The organism is Flavivirga rizhaonensis, from assembly GCF_004791695.1.
GTDB lineage: Bacteria > Bacteroidota > Bacteroidia > Flavobacteriales > Flavobacteriaceae > Flavivirga > Flavivirga rizhaonensis.
In genome coordinates, this window is record NZ_SRSO01000006.1 from 55233 (window position 1) to 71662 (window position 16430).

The following is a 16430-nucleotide window of genomic DNA, read 5'->3' on the forward strand; positions in this document are numbered from 1 at the left end:
TCTTAAATCAAAATGGCCAAATAAAGGGAACTAAAATCAAAGATATAATAAAGAATAAAAGAAGTAAAGGTGCTCCAACTTTTACATAATCCATAAATTTATAATCGCCTGCAGCCATAACCATAGCATTTGTAGTTGTACCAACTGGGGTTAAAAAAGCAGTTGAAGCACTAATAGCAACTACAATCATAAAAGGTTCTGGGGATAGGTTTAGAGAAGTTGCAGCAATAATAGCAATAGGAGCCATTAGTACAGCTGTTGCAGAATTATTGATGGTTTGACTAAACCCAGTAGTTAGTAAGAAGATACCCCCTAATAATGCTATAGGGTGAATACTTCCTAAATTAGAAACCAAACTATTGGCAGCGAGTTCTGCAACACCCGTTTTTTGAAGTGCAATACCCATAGGTATCATAGCCGCAATCATAACCACACTTATCCAACTAATATCCTTATATGCCTTGGCTATAGGGACACAACCAGTTAATAAAATAACACCCGCAGAAACCATAGCTGCAATTACTCCAGGAACAATTTTAAAGACTAATAATACAATCATTAGTAAAAGCATAGTTAATGAAATATATGATTTGTAGGTTAATTTATTTACATCTTTAGCCATACTTTCTGGGCTTCCAGAAATCACAAGGTTTTTATAAACACTTTTTAAATGTTCTATACGTTCCCAGGTACCCCCTAATAATAAATGCATCTCCAGCTTTTACAGCAACATTTTTATCTTTTAACGGTTTGTTGTTCCTGGAGGCTGCTAATAATTGAATACCAGCTTGTTCTAAATATAACCCCATTGGAATATTATGTCCTAAAAAAAGGGATTTAGGTGTCACAATCATTTCTGCCATACCTACCTCTTGATTTATGAACTCATCTTTTAAATCATCATTATTACTTTTAAAAGGAATTAAATTGAGTTTAAACTTCAGAATTATATTATCTACATCTTCTGTTTTTCCTTTTACAGTAATAATATCATGATATTGTAAAACCGTATCTGGAGTTGGAAATTCAACATAAGGTTTTACACCTTTTACAATATTTGGAAATCGTCTTCTTAATCTAATTATTGAAACATTGTATTTATTATCGAAGTCCCATTCACCTATAGTGGTATTTAGTAAAGGAGACATTGAACGGACTCTTAAGCGGTAAATATTTTCATCAATACTATAGTTTTCAATCCATTGATGCATTTCAGAATCAATATTTACATGTTGGTTTTCAGTAGTGTTTTTAGGTAATAATTTATAACCAATAAAACGGAAATATAAAATTGAAATGAGTAGTAACGGTAGACCAATAAGAGCAAACTCAAAAAATGAGAATGATTCAAACCCATTTTCTACCAATGCATTACTAGCAATAATATTTGGAGGTGTTCCCGTTAATGTTAATAAACCGCCAGTATTTGACCCAAAAGCGACAGGCATTAGTAATTTAGAAGGGAGTGTCCCCATTTTATATGCAGCTGAAACTGTAACAGGAAGTAGTGTAGCTACGGTACCAGTATTACTTACAAAACCAGATAAAACACCAGATCCTAAAGTAACTAACACGAGCAGTTTTGGAACACTTTTACCAGCCCATTTCACAAATTTTTGTCCAGCTAATGCTGTCCATCCAGTTTGTGATAAACCTTCACCAATAATAAATAGGGAAGCAATCATGATTACCGTTGGGTTACTAAAACCACTTAATGTTTCGGTTAAATCTAAAATGCCAAATAAAAATAAACTTAACATGGACATTAATGCAACAATATCTGGTGTGAATTTTCCCCAAATAAAAAGCACAATGGTTATGCTTAAAATAACTAACAGTATAAACATGAATAATTCTTTTTTTTAATAAAATTAATGAAATTCATTACTTTATAAGGTAGAACCTTAATAATTTAAATTTAAGTAACTATTTAACTTGAGTTTCCAATAATTTATATGACATGTTTGATTTGGAAAGCCATGACAAACAATATTAGTTTTATGATGAATCCATTGGTAGTCACAGCATTGATATGTCTAGGCATCATACTACAAATCTGACTAATGGAAGTTTCAATAGTTTTCCTCATGGATTCCTTTATATAGGCCATGTGAGGTTTGTCCTTTCTTTTAGAGTTAGTTTTTCTGGCTATCTGCAAATAAACCTGTTGTGTTTCTTTAAATAGATCTTCCAGTTCATAATCCGTGTAACCACTATCTCCGTACAAAGCACCCTCTGCTGGCAAGTCATGGTGCATGCGCTGGAGGATCTGCGAATCGTGTTCCTTTCCACTTACCAAGTACATTTCTACAGGAATCCCATCTTTTGTGGTAATCAACTGTACCTTCAAACCATAAAAATACTCTCTTTTGGATGCGTTATACCCACGATAAGATTCGCCTTTCAATAACTTTGAACGGCTTATTCGGATATTATGGCAGACCTTTACAGGAAAGGAGTCAATAATGTATTCCATCTCACAATGCACGTATTTGAAAAACCTGCCAATACCCAAGAAAATGGTCATCAGTAATTCTTTTAGCATATGCAGGCGTTTTGTGAAACCGCTTTTGTTAATCGTACGCTCAAACATGTGACTTTTCATGTAGGACAGCCCTTGGGTTTGGTTACCGTTAAAGATCATAGCGGAAACTATGGCTGTTGATAACACTTGACTATCGCTAAATGTCCTGTTGTTGTGTTCCTTGTGGTTCATTTCTTTTAAAATATCATCTACTATACAATAGATTCCTATAACTTTGTCATGGAGCATTTTGAGTTGGTGTTTTGTTTCGCAACTCTAAAATACTAAAACTTATTATGCTCCTTTTTTAGGAAACTCGAGTTATTTATTAAAACTTTTTTATAATTCCTCGATGCTAATAATTGCTAAGGATTTAACTGTTAATCCATTCTTTAATTTCAGATGATTTTGCTTTACTTATCACTATTCGTTCTTTAAATGGTGGATTAACATTGAGTATTAGCTTACCGTTAAAGTAAAATTTGATGTTATTAATGGCATTTTTGTTAACTATAACTTGCCTATTCACTCTGTGAAATTTAAAGGGGTCTAATTCGTTTTCAATGTCTTCTAGTTTTTTATCTAAAATGTAGGTTTGATTTTTGAGTGTAACAGCTTTTATAATACTGCTTTCAATATAAAAGTAAGCGATATCCTCTACTTTAACTGGAATTAATTCATCTCTTTGATGTACTAAAAATGTTGTTCTGAAAACTTGACTTTTAGATTTCATTAGTTGTACTAATTGTTGAATGTTATCATAAGAGGTTGTGTCAATGTTTGCCTTAGTTTTAAACTTTTTTATAGAACTGCTTAATTCTTCCTCATTAATTGGCTTTAAAAGGTAATCAATACTATTCACCTTAAAAGCTTTTATCGCGTATTGATCATAAGCGGTTGTAAATATTATGGGAATATTTATGGTTACCTGTTCAAAAATCTCAAAAGAAATACCATCGGCAAGATGTATATCCATAAAAACCAATACAGCTTCTGTTGGATTAGAGAAATAATCGATAGCTGATTTTACAGAATCCAGAACAGTTAATATTTCTATACTGGGATCTATATTATTTATTAAATAAGTAAGTTGTTCACTTGCTGCTAATTCGTCTTCTACAATAATTACCTTCATGATTACTAATTTAGAGAAAGTTTTACTTTAAATATATTATTCTCATTGCTTATCGAAATATGTTGCCTTTTGAGAGCATAATAGCGTTTGTTAAGATTGACTAATCCATTTCCTGTGCCTGCTACTAAGGTTTTTCTAGGTCTGATTTCATTTTCAATAATTATATATGTCTCATCTGAGTATATACATATACTCAGTGGATGTTCTTTCGAAATTTCATTGTGTTTTACAGCGTTTTCAACTAATAATTGTAATGCTAAAACGGGAACTTCTTTTTTTAGTAAATTTTCATCAATATTGTAATTTATGTTGAAACGGCTTCGGTATCTTGTTTTAATTAAGTGGATATAACTTTTTAAAAATTGAAGTTCTTCTTCTAATGATACTAAGTCTCGTTCACTACTTTGTAATATATATCGATACATAAAAGAAAGCTTGTTTATAAAATTGGTAGCATCTTTATTTTCCTTAACTAAAGCACTTAAAGAGTTTAATGAGTTAAAAAGAAAGTGAGGATTAACTTGATTTTTTAGGGCCATTAATTCGTTTTGCAAGCTTTGTTGCTTTAGAGCTTCTTGTGCTATCATATTTTCTTTAAGGCTCATTTGATATCTTAGAATTCTAGCAATAAAGACCGTTATTAATAATACAATAAAATATACAAAGTAAGCTAAGCCTTTTTCCTGAGCAGGCATAGACAATCCAACTAGTTTTGAATATAAAAAAAAGAACAAGTGTATCAAAGCAAGGTATAAAGCAATATTTATTAATATTGTCATTAAACCTCTAGTTAGTTTAGGGAAATTTGAATAGAAATATTTAGTGTTTGCATTGAATTGCAGGAACATCCATGAAAAATAAGCGAAAGATAAAAATCTAAGTAACGCATCTTTTAATGAAGCTGGAGTGAAAGCGTCAGATAAGTCATCTACAATGCCTAACATGTTTAAAATTCTAGGCAAAGTCAAGAGCGTCGATATAAGTAATGCAATACTTATTAATACGAGTTGCTTTATATATTTGGTAGTCAAAATAGTTGTCGTTTTGTTTATGTAGATCATAACTAATATAATTAAAATTAAGACAATTGTTGAGTTATGTTTCTAGAGAGTCAATTCAGCCGTTAAAAAACTGCCAGAGTAACATAAAATAATTTTTATCCTCTCTGGCAGTCAACCAACCAACCAAACTATAATGAAACTAATTAACTAACTCATGTACTATTCTCTTTGAAAAATCCTTAGATATGGTTTCTATGGATTTGGGATTGTCAGTTTCAGTTGTGATAACAGAAACTAATTGTTGCTTATCAGGCATAGTTAAATCGTATACAACAGTTTCCAAGATGTATTTTTTGCCTGTATATGTTATCGTATTCATTGGCTCTGATTCTATATAAAAACTATTGTAGTAGTAATAGAAACCCCTATGGTACCATATCCCAGGAAATGATCTTACGGATGTTCCACCTGTTGTTTCTGTTTTTGTATATTCTTGAGTGTCTTTTAATACAGTCACCATGATCATTTCTATGCCTCTATTTTTAAGATCTGATGTGATTTTTTGAATCTCAGTATCGCTCAATTTTACAGACGTGTCAATTTTCGGAAATATGGTCGAGCTTCCCATAGCATAAATGCCATTCTTTTCTAGTTTTTCAATTAGATCATTTTCAAATTGCCTTCTAACAATATTGTCGTCTGTACTGCCTATCACCATGATACATTTATCTTTTAAATTTGGTGTTGTAGATTCATTCCAAGTATTAATAACTTTTACAGTTGAACAACTGGTAAGCATAATCGTTAAAATTAGTGTTCCGAGTATTTTGCTAGTTGATTTCATGATTTCTCGTGTTTTAAATGAACATAGGTATATCGTTATTACTTCTATTGACTTGATTTAGTCTTTCTGAGTTGTAATCTTCTGAGTTTTTTATATGTATAAACTCTTTTATAATAGGCCATTTCTTTAGAATTGATTTTAAATTTTTCATGACGTTAATGTTTTAATTCTTGTACAAATGTATAGAGGGACATAGAATTGATTTTTAGTTTTTTAGGTGAAGCGTCTAAAATCTAAAGTGAAGTGTCCGAAGTTAAAAGTGAGTTTGCAGATACATTATAACAACTTAGAAAAAAGGAGTTCGTATATGTGGAATTATGAATAGGCAAGTTTTTAAATAATTTGGATATCATTGAATTATTTAAAACAAAAGCATAAGAATATAGAGAAATTAATAATTTTCATGAAAAAACGATTCGTTTTTACAAGTCGTATTAAATAAAGTTTTAGATTTGTGGTATGAAAAGTTTAAAAAATAAAATACGTTGTTCTGTTCCTGGTTTGCCCGCGCGCAATCGCCGTCGCTGCATCTAGTCTTCCTGTTAGCAAAACCAAAACGTAATTTTAATTTTTTCATAGTGTCCAAAATATTTTTTATAGCATTTCAAAATCCAGTTAATTTCTTAATTAACACACAAATTATGCGCCGTATTTTTCCTTGTCGCCCGTAAGGGTGTACTTCAATTTTTGAACTTAGGTGAGTCCAGTTCAGTAATCAAAAAAGGTTAAAATTCAAATAAAAAAATAGATCCAAATACATGGAGATTGTAATTGCCAATAAATCACACATTAAATACGCAGAAATTATTTGCGAAACCATTGCAGAATCGGCAAAGGTTAGAGGTACTGGTATAGCTAAACGTACGCCTGAATATATTTCGACAAAAATGGAAAACGGTAATGCCGTTATTGCTATAGATGGCGACGTATTTGCAGGGTTTTGCTATATAGAACTTTGGGGGCATGGAAAGTTTGTCGCTAATTCAGGTTTAATAGTACACCCTAATTATAGAGGTAAAGGGCTTGCTAAAAAAATAAAACATAAAGTATTTGAGCACTCCAGAACGAAGTTCCCCGATGCCAAAGTATTCAGTATCACAACAGGGTTGGCTGTTATGAAATTGAATAGTGATTTAGGGTACAAACCAGTGACATTTTCAGAGTTAACAGACGATCAAACATTTTGGGATGGCTGTCAGACCTGTCAGAATTACGATGTTTTAACACGTACCAATCGAAAAATGTGTTTGTGTACAGGTATGTTGTATGACGGAAAGTCAAAAGAAAAAAAGGAATCAAAAAAAATAAAAGAAAAGGTTTTTAAAAGGTTGAAACACATCAAAGAAACCATGTTTTTAAAAAAAGATAAAAAATGAAAAAATTAGTAATAGCATATAGTGGCGGATTAGATACATCGTATTGTGCAGTTAGTTTATCTAAAGAATATGAAGTGCATGCCGTAAGCGTCAATACAGGTGGATTTACAAAAGAAGAAATTAGCCATATAGAAAGTAACGCTTATAAAATGGGTGTTGCAACTTATAAGAATATTGATGCAGTTGCTACATTTTATCAAAAAGTAGTGAAGTATTTAATTTATGGTAATGTTTTAAAGAATAATACCTATCCACTATCTGTAAGTGCAGAAAGAATTATTCAGGCTATCGAGATTGTAGAATATGCAAAAAGTATCGATGCAGGATACATTGCACACGGTAGTACAGGCGCAGGAAACGATCAGGTAAGATTCGATATGATTTTTCAAACCCTGGCTCCAGAAATTGAAATCATCACACCTATTAGAGATCAGAAATTAACCAGACAAGAAGAAATAGATTATTTAAAATCTAATGGTATAGACATGTCTTGGGAGAAAGCACAATACTCCATTAACAAAGGGCTTTGGGGAACCAGTGTTGGAGGCTCTGAAACCTTAGCCTCTGAAAAACCATTACCAAGTGAAGCTTATCCGTCTCAATTAGAGAAAGAAGGTGAAGAAAAAGTAACGCTTACATTTAAAAATGGGGAGTTTGTCGCATTGAATGGTCAAGAAAACGCACCAGAAATTAATATTGAATTATTAAATAATATTGCGTCGGCATATGCCATAGGAAGAGACATTCATGTAGGTGATACCATCGTAGGTATAAAAGGACGTGTAGGTTTTGAAGCAGCTGCAGCTTTAATCACAGTAAAAGCACACCATTTATTAGAAAAACATACACTTACCAAATGGCAGCTTCAACATAAAGAATATTTATCAAGCTTTTATGGGATGCATTTGCATGAAGGACAGTATTTAGATCCAGTAATGAGAAATATAGAAGCCTTTTTGCAAAGCAGTCAAGAACAAGTAAGTGGAGATGTAACCGTGACATTAAAACCATATCATTTCTCATTAGATGGTATTGTGTCAGAACATGATTTAATGAATGCCAAATTTGGAAGCTATGGTGAAGTTAATAAGGGTTGGACAGCAGATGAAGCCAAAGGGTTTATCAAGATTGTTGGAAACCAAAATAAAATATATCAACAAGTAAACTCGTAAGTTATTGAGACTTGAGACCTGTCAGGTTTAAAAACCTGACAGGTCTGAGAAACACAACAATAAATCGTATAAAAATGGAAAAAATAGAAGTTGGTATTATTGGAGGTGCTGGTTATACAGCAGGAGAGTTGGTAAGGTTATTAATATCGCATCCAAAAGCAACTATTAATTTTGTATTTAGTACCTCTAACGCAGGTAATAAAATTAGTCATATCCATCAAGATTTGGTGGGGTCTTTAGATTTGAAATTTACTGATACCGTTAATCCAGATGTTGATGTGTTGTTTTTATGTTTAGGTCATGGAAATTCAGTAAAGTTTTTAGAAAACAATACATTTTCAGATAAAACAAAAATCATTGATTTAGGAAATGATTTCAGATTAGAAAAAGATAAGGTTTTTGATGATAAAAATTTTGTGTATGGCTTACCAGAATTGCAAAAAGAAGTTGTGAAATCTGCTAATTATATTGCCAATCCAGGTTGTTTTGCAACCGCCATTCAATTAGGGTTATTACCGTTAGCAGAAAAGAATTTGTTGAATAGCGATGTGCACATTAATGCTGTAACTGGAGCCACAGGAGCAGGAACGTCATTGTCGGCAACAACCCATTATACATGGAGAGATAATAACTTTTCGTACTACAAGCCGTTTACGCATCAGCATTTAGGAGAAATTAATCAATCTGTAAAACAATTACAAAATGATTTCTCCTCAGAGATTTTGTTCATGCCAAATAGAGGAAACTTTTCAAGAGGTATTTTTGCAACCCTTTACACGGATTTTGAAGGAACTGTTGAGGAAGCCATTTCGATGTATAAAGACTTTTATAAAGACGCCAAATTTACTTTTGTTTCAGATGCGACCATTCACTTAAAACAAGTGGTAAATACGAATAAGTGTATCATACATTTACATAAACACAATAATAAGTTGTTGATTACAAGCGTAATTGATAACCTGTTAAAAGGAGCTTCCGGTCAAGCTATTCAAAACATGAATTTAATGTTTGGATTAGAAGAAACTGAAGGTTTGCAATTGAAGGGTACTTATTTTTAATCCCCACCTAAGCTCCCCAAAAGGGAGGAATAGTTTGAGGTTATACCTGTATAGGTTTTGAAAAACGTTTGAGTAAGCGTTCCCCTCCTTCGGAGGGGCTAGGGGAGGATTTAAGGAATAGTGATAAATAGATTTCCGCCTTTGCGGAAATGAAAAAAAGTATAAATATGAAAATAGCTATAATAGGAACAGGAAATTTAGGAAGTTCAATCGCTAAAGGACTAATAAAAAATAAGTCATTTACATCGTTGTATTTAAGTGATAAAAATACATCGGCAGTAATAGCTTTTAAAGATGAACCTTATGTTACCATTACAAGTAACAATTCTGAAGCAGTTGAAAAATCGGATATTGTCCTTTTTGCGTTGCAGCCAAGACATATAGAAAATGTATTGAGGGGTGTTACGCCGCTTATAAGAGCTGATCATGTTGTACTTTCAGTAGCCGCTGGTTTCGAGATTTCTAGAATAGAAAGCGTTATTGGAAGTGATAAAAATATTATTCGTGTGATGCCGAATACAGCGATCTCAATAGGAAAATCCATGACCTGTCTTTCAGCAAATGATAAAGGTCAGGAAAAAATTGAATTGGCAAAGGATATATTCAATCAGTTAGGGACTACTATGGTCATTCCAGAAGAACAAATACAAGCAGCAACAGTTATTTGTGCTAGTGGAATCGCATTTTGGATGCGCTTGGTACGTGCAACAACTCAAGGAGCCATTCAATTAGGTTTCGAAGCACACGAAGCACATAATTTAGCAGTTCAAACGTGTTTTGGATCTGCTAGTCTGTTAATTGAATCAGGTAGACACCCAGAGCAGGAAATTGATCGTGTAACAACACCTAGTGGATGTACTATTGAAGGGTTGAACGCTATGGAACATCAAGGTTTAAGCTCTGCTTTAATACAAGGTATTGTATCATCATTTGAAAAAATTAATCAAATTAAAAAGAATTAAAATGCCACTATTTGACGTTTATCCATTATATAATGTTACTCCCGTTTCTGGGAAAGACATTCTCGTTTACGATAACGAAGGAACCGAATACTTAGATCTTTATGGAGGTCATGCAGTAATTTCTATCGGGCATGCACATCCAAATTATGTGGAGGCAATTACCAATCAGGTTAATACTTTAGGGTTTTATTCCAATGCCATTCAAAATCCATTACAAAAACAACTGGCAGATAAACTTGAAGCCCTATCTGGGTGTCAAGGTTACGAGTTGTTTTTATGTAACTCTGGAGCAGAGGCCAATGAAAATGCTTTAAAATTAGCTTCCTTCAAAACAGGTAAAAAGCGTGTGGTGGCGTTTAGCAATGGATTTCATGGAAGAACATCGGCAGCAGTAGCGGCAACCGATAATAAAAATATTATTGCACCAATAAATGCACAACAAGCTGTAACGATCTTGCCTTTAAATGATATTGAAGGTGTTAAAAGAGAATTAGAAAAAGGAGATGTTTGCGCTGTAATTGTTGAGTTTATTCAGGGTGTTGGAGGTTTAGACCAAGGAACTACAGCGTTTTTCGAACAAGTAGATGCACTCTGTAAAGCCAATAATACGATGTTTATAGCAGATGAAATTCAATGCGGTTATGGACGTTCAGGGAAATTTTTCGCATTTCAACATTATAACGTGACACCAGATATTATTTCTCTGGCGAAAGGTATGGGAAATGGTTTTCCAATAGGAGGAATTTTAATCCATCCAGATATCGAATCTAAACATGGCATGTTAGGAACAACCTTTGGAGGGAATCATTTAGCGTGTGCAGCAGGTTTAGCAGTTTTAAAAACCATTGAAGGAGAAAACCTTATTGAAAACACAAATATTATTTCTGAGTATTTTATTGAAAAAGCGAAAACGATTCCGCAGATAAAAAACATAAAAGGAAGAGGATTAATGCTAGGTTTGGAATTCGACTTTGAAGTTGGAGACCTCCGCAAAGCATTAATATATAATCATAAGATATTTACTGGAGGCGCATCCAACAAGAAATTGTTAAGAATATTACCGCCATTAACTATTAAGAAAGAACATGTAGATCAATTTTTTGAAGCCTTGACTAAAGCGTTGGTAGAAATTGAAGCATCGGTATAAAAAGAATTAGCGATATGTGATGTCTCAATCGTGCCTCATTTCGACATGACAAAGTAATATTAATAATAGTAAGTCATTACTACGTTACTAAAAGAATAAAGTAGAGTGATTCGTCATTTCGACTAAAAGGAGAAATCACACAAGTAGCTAACGAATATAGCGAGACTGAACACTGAGACTGTAAACTGAACACTGGAACAACTGAAAACTAAAAAAATGAATACCTTATTATCCATAGAAAAAAGAAATGCCGTATTACTTAAAATGGCAGTGCTTTTAGAACAAGAAAGAAATAATATTATTACTATTAATAAAGCTGATTTAGAAGCTTACGAAGGCAACGATATTTCAATGTATGACAGGCTAAAAGTGGATGATACCAAGGTAGATGAAATGATTGCTTCAGTAACACATTTAGCATCTCAAGAAGACCCAGTAGGAGTAGAACGCTTTAGTTTTAAACATGATAACGGGATGCAGGTTTATAATAAAACAGCATCATTTGGAACGGTGTTAATTATTTACGAATCCAGGCCAGATGTCACTGTTGAAGCAGCAGGTATCGCCTTTAAATCAGGTAATAAAATATTACTTAAAGGCGGTAAAGAATCATTAAAATCAAACTTGAAAATTGTTGCCTTATGGCATCAAGCTTTAAAAGAAAATGAAGCCTCAACAGATTGGGTGGAGTATTTACAATTCAATAGAATAGAAACACAAGCCTTTTTAGAAAAACCGACACAGAAAGTCGATTTGATTGTGCCGCGTGGTGGCGAACGTTTAATTGCGTTTGTAAAACAACATGCTACCTGTCCAGTGATAATTAGTGGTCGTGGTAATAACTTTGTATATGTACATCCAGAAGCAGATCAGCAAATAGCATTAAATTTAATAGTGAATGGAAAAACAGCTAAAATATCAGCATGTAATGCTATTGATAAAGTTATAATAGATAAAGACTTGCCTAATAAAAAAGACTTTATAGAAAGTCTCATTTCTAAATTAAAAGCATTTAATGTTGAAATTTTAGGAGATGAAATTATTTGTGAATTTGATGAGGTAAGTTCAATAGCATCCGATGACGTATGGTTTGAAGAGTTTTTAGATTATAAAATAGCTATTGGAGAGGTTACTTCCAATGAAGAAGCTATTGCCATGATAAATAAATATTCTGGTGGACATTCATCTGTCATTGTAACAACCAATGAAGCAGAAGCGAAATTATTTATGGAGAATGTAGATACTGCTGCTGTGTATCACAATGCATCCTCACGTTTTACAGATGGCGGACAATTAGGTTTAGGTGGTGAGTTAGCTATTAGCACCGATAAATTACACCAACGAGGGCCTATAGGCTTAAAGCATTTGGTAACTAATAAATGGTACGTCCATGGCAATGGACAAACAAGATAACCATGAAAAAGAAAAGAATATTACTTAAAGTTGGGTCTAATACACTTACCAAAGAAACCAATAACATTTCTAGAGGTAAGATAGAGGATATTGCCAACCAAATGGCACAATTACATGATACCTGTGAGTTTATTATTGTAAGTTCTGGGGCGATCGCTGTGGCAAAACAATTTGTAAAGCTGGAAAGCAAGCAAAAAGACGTTTTTGTAAAACAAGCCCTCGCATCTATTGGCCAGCCACATCTTATAAGAATTTATCAGGAGATTTTTAGAGAATATGGATTGCTAACATCACAGTGTTTATTATCCTATTCAGATTTTGAAAAACAGGAAAGTAAAACAAACATCGTAAATACCATAAATGTACTCGTTAATAATAATTATATACCTATTATTAATGAAAACGATACGGTAGCTACTGATGAAATTAAGTTTGGAGATAACGATAAATTAGGAGCCCTTACCGCTTCGCTTTTAAATGCCGATCTGTTTATAATAGCAACCAACACAAATGGTATTTATACCAAAGAATCCATAGAAAATGGAACCCCAAAAACCATAGAACTCGTTGAAGACTTTAATCAATTAAAGAATCAAGTAGTAAATTCTAAATCTACTCATGGTACAGGTGGCATGCAATCTAAAATAGATGCCATTTCAGTAGCAAAACAATCAAAAATAGAAACATGGATTGTAAACGGATTAGAAGATAATTTTATAGTTAATGCTTTTGAAAACAAAGTACCGTTTACCAAAATAATGTAGACCTGACAGGTCTAAAAATAACAATTAAACAATGAAAAACTATACCTCCATACACGACATAGACGATATTAATTCATGGATTGCCGAAGCAAAAACTTTAAAACAAGACCCTTTAAAACACATAGCGTTAGGGAAAGATAAAACCATGGGGTTATTATTTTTCAACTCTAGTTTGCGTACCCGTTTAAGTACGCAAAAAGCGGCATTGAATTTAGGCATGAATCCGATTGTTATGAATGTGTCTGGGGATGCATGGGGCATCGAATTTGGCGATGGTACCGTTATGAATGGTAATACTGCAGAACACATCAAAGAAGCAGCAGCAGTGGTATCGCAGTATTGTGATATTATTGCTGTAAGAGCATTTCCAACGTTAACAGATAAGGTAAAAGATGAAAGCGAGCAGGTTTTAAAATCCTTTGTTAAATATGCGTCCGTTCCTATTGTAAATATGGAAAGTGCCACAGGACATCCATTACAAGGATTAACAGATGCACTAACGATTTCAGAACATGCTAAAGTAGCAAAGCCAAAAGTCGTATTGAGTTGGGCGCCACATGTTAAAACCTTGCCTCATGCAGTAGCAAATAGCTTTATACAAGCTATGCAAAAAATGGATGTTGAGTTTGTAATTACCCATCCTGAAGGCTACGATTTAAACCCTGAAATTATTGGTGATACACCAGTAATTTACAATCAGGAAGAAGCCTTTGCAAATGCCGATTTCGTATACACCAAAAACTGGTGTTCCTATTCAGATTACGGAAAAATTTTAAGCGAAGATTCTAATTGGATGATTACCAAAGAAAAACTAGGTAACGCTAAATTTATGCACTGCTTACCAGTAAGAAGAAATGTGGTAGTAGAAGATGCTGTTTTAGATAGTGATAGTTCATTAGTTATTCAACAAGCAAATAACAGAACCTACGCAGCGCAATTAGTGCTTAAAAAATTATTAGAAAATTTATAACATATTATCGGGTCACGTATGTCACACTGAGCATTGTTGAAATGAAAATATATTTTTATTGAAAGTAGCTTGCGAAACAAGTCGAAGTGTCTATATTTCGAGTCTTTTGACTCCGATCAAGGTAAATTAAAGTTGAAATGTCAGGTTGAGCGCAGTCGAGACCTAAATAAGAAAAATAAAATGGAAAAACTATCCATAGTAAAAATAGGAGGCAACATTATTGAAGACGAAACGTCTTTAAAAGCCTTTTTAAAACTGTTTTCTAATTTAGAAGGAAAGAAAATCTTAGTACATGGTGGAGGCAAACGCGCCACATTAGTGGCATCTAAATTAGGAATAGCATCTAAAATGATAAACGGTAGACGTATTACCGATGCGGAAACTTTAGAAGTGATCACGATGGTTTATGGCGGTCTGGTTAATAAGAATATTGTTGCCAAATTACAAGCTTTAAATACCAATGCCATAGGTTTAACTGGTGCCGATATTAATAGTATAGTATCAGATAAAAGACCTGTAAAAGAGATTGATTTTGGTTTTGTTGGTGATGTTAAACAAGTCGCTCACGAATCTATAGATAAATTAATTCAAGCCGATTTCACGCCTGTTTTTTGTGCGATCACACACGATGGTAACGGACAATTATTAAACACCAATGCAGACACTATTACGTCTCAGGTAGCTGTAGGCATGAGCCATTTGTATGAAACATCTATCTATTATTGCTTTGAATTAAATGGCGTTTTAGAAGATATCAATGATAAGAATTCGGTAGTAAAACATATCAACTCAAAGACATATAGCGAGTTACTGGAAAAAGGTATTATAGCAGATGGTATGTTGCCAAAGCTAGAAAATTGTTTTGATGCATTAAATAATGGAGTAAGTACAATTAATATGGGAAATACATCGATGTTAACCCAAGAAAATGATAATTTTACAACCATAACTTTATAACATGACGCAGCAGGAATTAACAAACGATGCCATATCACTTTTAAAAAAGCTGATAGAAACACAGTCATTCTCTTCAGAAGAAGACCAAACGGCATTGCATATAGAAGATTGGTTTAAGCGTTATGAAATTGATTATAAAAGAACGCAAAATAACGTTTGGGCCATTAATAAGTATTTTGATGAAAGTAAACCAACACTCTTGCTAAACTCACATCATGATACCGTAAAACCAAACAGTGCTTATACCAAAGACCCTTTTAAAGCCATTGTAGAAGATGGCAAATTATATGGTTTAGGGAGTAATGATGCCGGTGGATGTTTAGTATCATTAATGGCCACATTTACTCATTTCTATAATCAAAAGGATTTAAAATATAACCTAGTAATAGTCGCTTCCGCGGAAGAAGAGAGCAGTGGACCAAACGGATTAAATAGTATGTTAGCTATTATTCCAAAAGTTGATGTAGCCATTGTAGGAGAGCCTACACTGATGAATTTAGCAATAGCCGAAAAAGGTTTAGTTGTTTTTGATGCCGTAGTTTCGGGAACACCAAGTCATGCGGCACACCCTAACGATGATAATGTACTTTATAATGTTATTGACGTATTACAGTGGTTTAAAGATTTTAAGTTTGAAAAAGGTTCGGAAGCCTTAGGAGATGTAAAACTAACAGTAACGCAAATTAATGCAGGAAAGCAACACAATGCAGTACCAGCACATTTGGATTTAGTGATTGATGTTCGTGTAAACGATGCTTATAGCAATGCTGAAATTGCAGAAATATTACAAGAACAGTCACCGTGTACAAATATTACACCTCGTAGCTTACGGTTAAATTCGTCAAGTATTCCTGTAGACCACGATTTGGTTAAAGCAGGTATCGCTATAGGTAGAACAACATATGGGTCACCAACATTATCGGATCAAGCAGTGCTATCATGTCCGTCATTAAAATTAGGACCAGGAGATAGTACACGTTCGCATTCGGCAGATGAATTTATTTATGTAAATGAGATTGAAGAAGGGGTGAAAATATATATTGAATTGTTAGAAAAGGTATTGTAAGAAACAAGAATATAGAACCAAGAAACAAGACATAAATGTAG

Annotated in this window: 16 protein-coding genes; 10 read left to right on the top strand and 6 right to left on the bottom strand. The window is 33.4% G+C overall.

The window, feature by feature from the left end:
- Positions 1-7: 7 nt before the first annotated feature.
- From EM932_RS21170 to EM932_RS05735, 6 genes are all read right to left on the bottom strand, one after another.
- On the bottom strand, positions 8-712 hold the full coding sequence (locus tag EM932_RS21170; protein WP_246040920.1) for an SLC13 family permease: 705 nt from the start codon (positions 710-712) through the stop codon (positions 8-10).
- Positions 654-1847 carry an SLC13 family permease gene (locus tag EM932_RS21175; RefSeq protein ID WP_246040922.1) on the bottom strand — a complete coding sequence of 398 codons (1194 nt, stop codon included), beginning with the start codon at positions 1845-1847 and terminating at the stop codon, positions 654-656. The genes EM932_RS21170 and EM932_RS21175 overlap by 59 nt, the downstream gene beginning before the upstream one ends.
- 104 nt (positions 1848-1951) lie before the next feature.
- Entirely contained in the window at positions 1952-2773 is an 822-nt protein-coding gene (locus tag EM932_RS05720; RefSeq protein WP_135876221.1) for an IS982 family transposase, read from the bottom strand.
- A gap of 124 nt (positions 2774-2897) precedes the next feature.
- Entirely contained in the window at positions 2898-3659 is a 762-nt protein-coding gene (locus EM932_RS05725) for a LytR/AlgR family response regulator transcription factor (protein ID WP_135876222.1), read from the bottom strand.
- 5 nt (positions 3660-3664) lie between these two features.
- The gene (locus EM932_RS05730) at positions 3665-4603 is read right to left on the bottom strand and encodes a sensor histidine kinase (RefSeq protein ID WP_170179737.1); all 939 of its coding nucleotides are present in this window, start codon (positions 4601-4603) and stop codon (positions 3665-3667) included.
- 256 nt (positions 4604-4859) lie between these two features.
- Positions 4860-5504: a hypothetical protein gene (locus EM932_RS05735; RefSeq protein ID WP_135876224.1), complete on the bottom strand. Its 645-nt coding sequence runs from the start codon at positions 5502-5504 to the stop codon at positions 4860-4862.
- Between the two features lie 758 nt (positions 5505-6262).
- Between EM932_RS05735 and EM932_RS05740 the strand changes: the two genes are divergently transcribed.
- From EM932_RS05740 to EM932_RS05785, 10 genes are all read left to right on the top strand, one after another.
- Positions 6263-6880, top strand: a complete 618-nt coding sequence (locus EM932_RS05740; RefSeq protein ID WP_135876225.1) for a GNAT family N-acetyltransferase — start codon at positions 6263-6265, stop codon at positions 6878-6880.
- Positions 6877-8052 (top strand): argininosuccinate synthase, encoded by a 1176-nt coding sequence (locus tag EM932_RS05745; protein ID WP_135876226.1) that lies wholly within the window; start codon positions 6877-6879, stop codon positions 8050-8052. Before EM932_RS05740 ends, EM932_RS05745 begins: the two co-directional genes overlap by 4 nt.
- Positions 8053-8126: 74 nt before the next feature.
- The gene (argC, locus tag EM932_RS05750) at positions 8127-9110 is read left to right on the top strand and encodes an N-acetyl-gamma-glutamyl-phosphate reductase (RefSeq protein ID WP_135876227.1); all 984 of its coding nucleotides are present in this window, start codon (positions 8127-8129) and stop codon (positions 9108-9110) included.
- Between the two features lie 167 nt (positions 9111-9277).
- Positions 9278-10072: a pyrroline-5-carboxylate reductase gene (gene proC / locus EM932_RS05755; protein ID WP_135876228.1), complete on the top strand. Its 795-nt coding sequence runs from the start codon at positions 9278-9280 to the stop codon at positions 10070-10072.
- A 1-nt stretch (position 10073) separates the two neighbouring features.
- A complete protein-coding gene (locus tag EM932_RS05760) occupies positions 10074-11219 on the top strand; it encodes an aspartate aminotransferase family protein (protein ID WP_135876229.1) in 1146 nt (381 codons plus the stop codon).
- Between the two features lie 216 nt (positions 11220-11435).
- Positions 11436-12632: a glutamate-5-semialdehyde dehydrogenase gene (locus tag EM932_RS05765; protein ID WP_135876230.1), complete on the top strand. Its 1197-nt coding sequence runs from the start codon at positions 11436-11438 to the stop codon at positions 12630-12632.
- 2 nt (positions 12633-12634) lie between these two features.
- Positions 12635-13396: a glutamate 5-kinase gene (gene proB, locus EM932_RS05770; RefSeq protein WP_135876231.1), complete on the top strand. Its 762-nt coding sequence runs from the start codon at positions 12635-12637 to the stop codon at positions 13394-13396.
- Between the two features lie 31 nt (positions 13397-13427).
- A complete protein-coding gene (locus EM932_RS05775) occupies positions 13428-14366 on the top strand; it encodes an N-acetylornithine carbamoyltransferase (RefSeq protein ID WP_135876232.1) in 939 nt (312 codons plus the stop codon).
- A gap of 180 nt (positions 14367-14546) precedes the next feature.
- Positions 14547-15323 carry an acetylglutamate kinase gene (argB, locus tag EM932_RS05780; protein ID WP_135876233.1) on the top strand — a complete coding sequence of 259 codons (777 nt, stop codon included), beginning with the start codon at positions 14547-14549 and terminating at the stop codon, positions 15321-15323.
- A 1-nt stretch (position 15324) separates the two neighbouring features.
- Positions 15325-16389 (top strand): M20 family metallo-hydrolase, encoded by a 1065-nt coding sequence (locus EM932_RS05785; protein ID WP_135876234.1) that lies wholly within the window; start codon positions 15325-15327, stop codon positions 16387-16389.
- Positions 16390-16430: the final 41 nt, after the last annotated feature.

What these genes read in the sequence shown, in the direction of transcription:
- EM932_RS05735 (WP_135876224.1), bottom strand. Translation starts at nt 5,504, where the DNA reads ATGAAATCAACTAGCAAAATACTCGGAACACTAATTTTAACGATTATG.
- EM932_RS21175 (WP_246040922.1), bottom strand. Translation starts at nt 1,847, where the DNA reads ATGTTTATACTGTTAGTTATTTTAAGCATAACCATTGTGCTTTTTATT.
- EM932_RS05745 (WP_135876226.1), top strand. Translation starts at nt 6,877, where the DNA reads ATGAAAAAATTAGTAATAGCATATAGTGGCGGATTAGATACATCGTAT.
- EM932_RS05730 (WP_170179737.1), bottom strand. Translation starts at nt 4,603, where the DNA reads ATGTTAGGCATTGTAGATGACTTATCTGACGCTTTCACTCCAGCTTCA.
- EM932_RS05760 (WP_135876229.1), top strand. Translation starts at nt 10,074, where the DNA reads ATGCCACTATTTGACGTTTATCCATTATATAATGTTACTCCCGTTTCT.
- EM932_RS05775 (WP_135876232.1), top strand. Translation starts at nt 13,428, where the DNA reads ATGAAAAACTATACCTCCATACACGACATAGACGATATTAATTCATGG.
- proC (WP_135876228.1), top strand. Translation starts at nt 9,278, where the DNA reads ATGAAAATAGCTATAATAGGAACAGGAAATTTAGGAAGTTCAATCGCT.
- EM932_RS05740 (WP_135876225.1), top strand. Translation starts at nt 6,263, where the DNA reads ATGGAGATTGTAATTGCCAATAAATCACACATTAAATACGCAGAAATT.
- EM932_RS05785 (WP_135876234.1), top strand. Translation starts at nt 15,325, where the DNA reads ATGACGCAGCAGGAATTAACAAACGATGCCATATCACTTTTAAAAAAG.
- EM932_RS21170 (WP_246040920.1), bottom strand. Translation starts at nt 712, where the DNA reads ATGCATTTATTATTAGGGGGTACCTGGGAACGTATAGAACATTTAAAA.
- argB (WP_135876233.1), top strand. Translation starts at nt 14,547, where the DNA reads ATGGAAAAACTATCCATAGTAAAAATAGGAGGCAACATTATTGAAGAC.
- proB (WP_135876231.1), top strand. Translation starts at nt 12,635, where the DNA reads ATGAAAAAGAAAAGAATATTACTTAAAGTTGGGTCTAATACACTTACC.
- EM932_RS05720 (WP_135876221.1), bottom strand. Translation starts at nt 2,773, where the DNA reads ATGCTCCATGACAAAGTTATAGGAATCTATTGTATAGTAGATGATATT.
- argC (WP_135876227.1), top strand. Translation starts at nt 8,127, where the DNA reads ATGGAAAAAATAGAAGTTGGTATTATTGGAGGTGCTGGTTATACAGCA.
- EM932_RS05765 (WP_135876230.1), top strand. Translation starts at nt 11,436, where the DNA reads ATGAATACCTTATTATCCATAGAAAAAAGAAATGCCGTATTACTTAAA.
- EM932_RS05725 (WP_135876222.1), bottom strand. Translation starts at nt 3,659, where the DNA reads ATGAAGGTAATTATTGTAGAAGACGAATTAGCAGCAAGTGAACAACTT.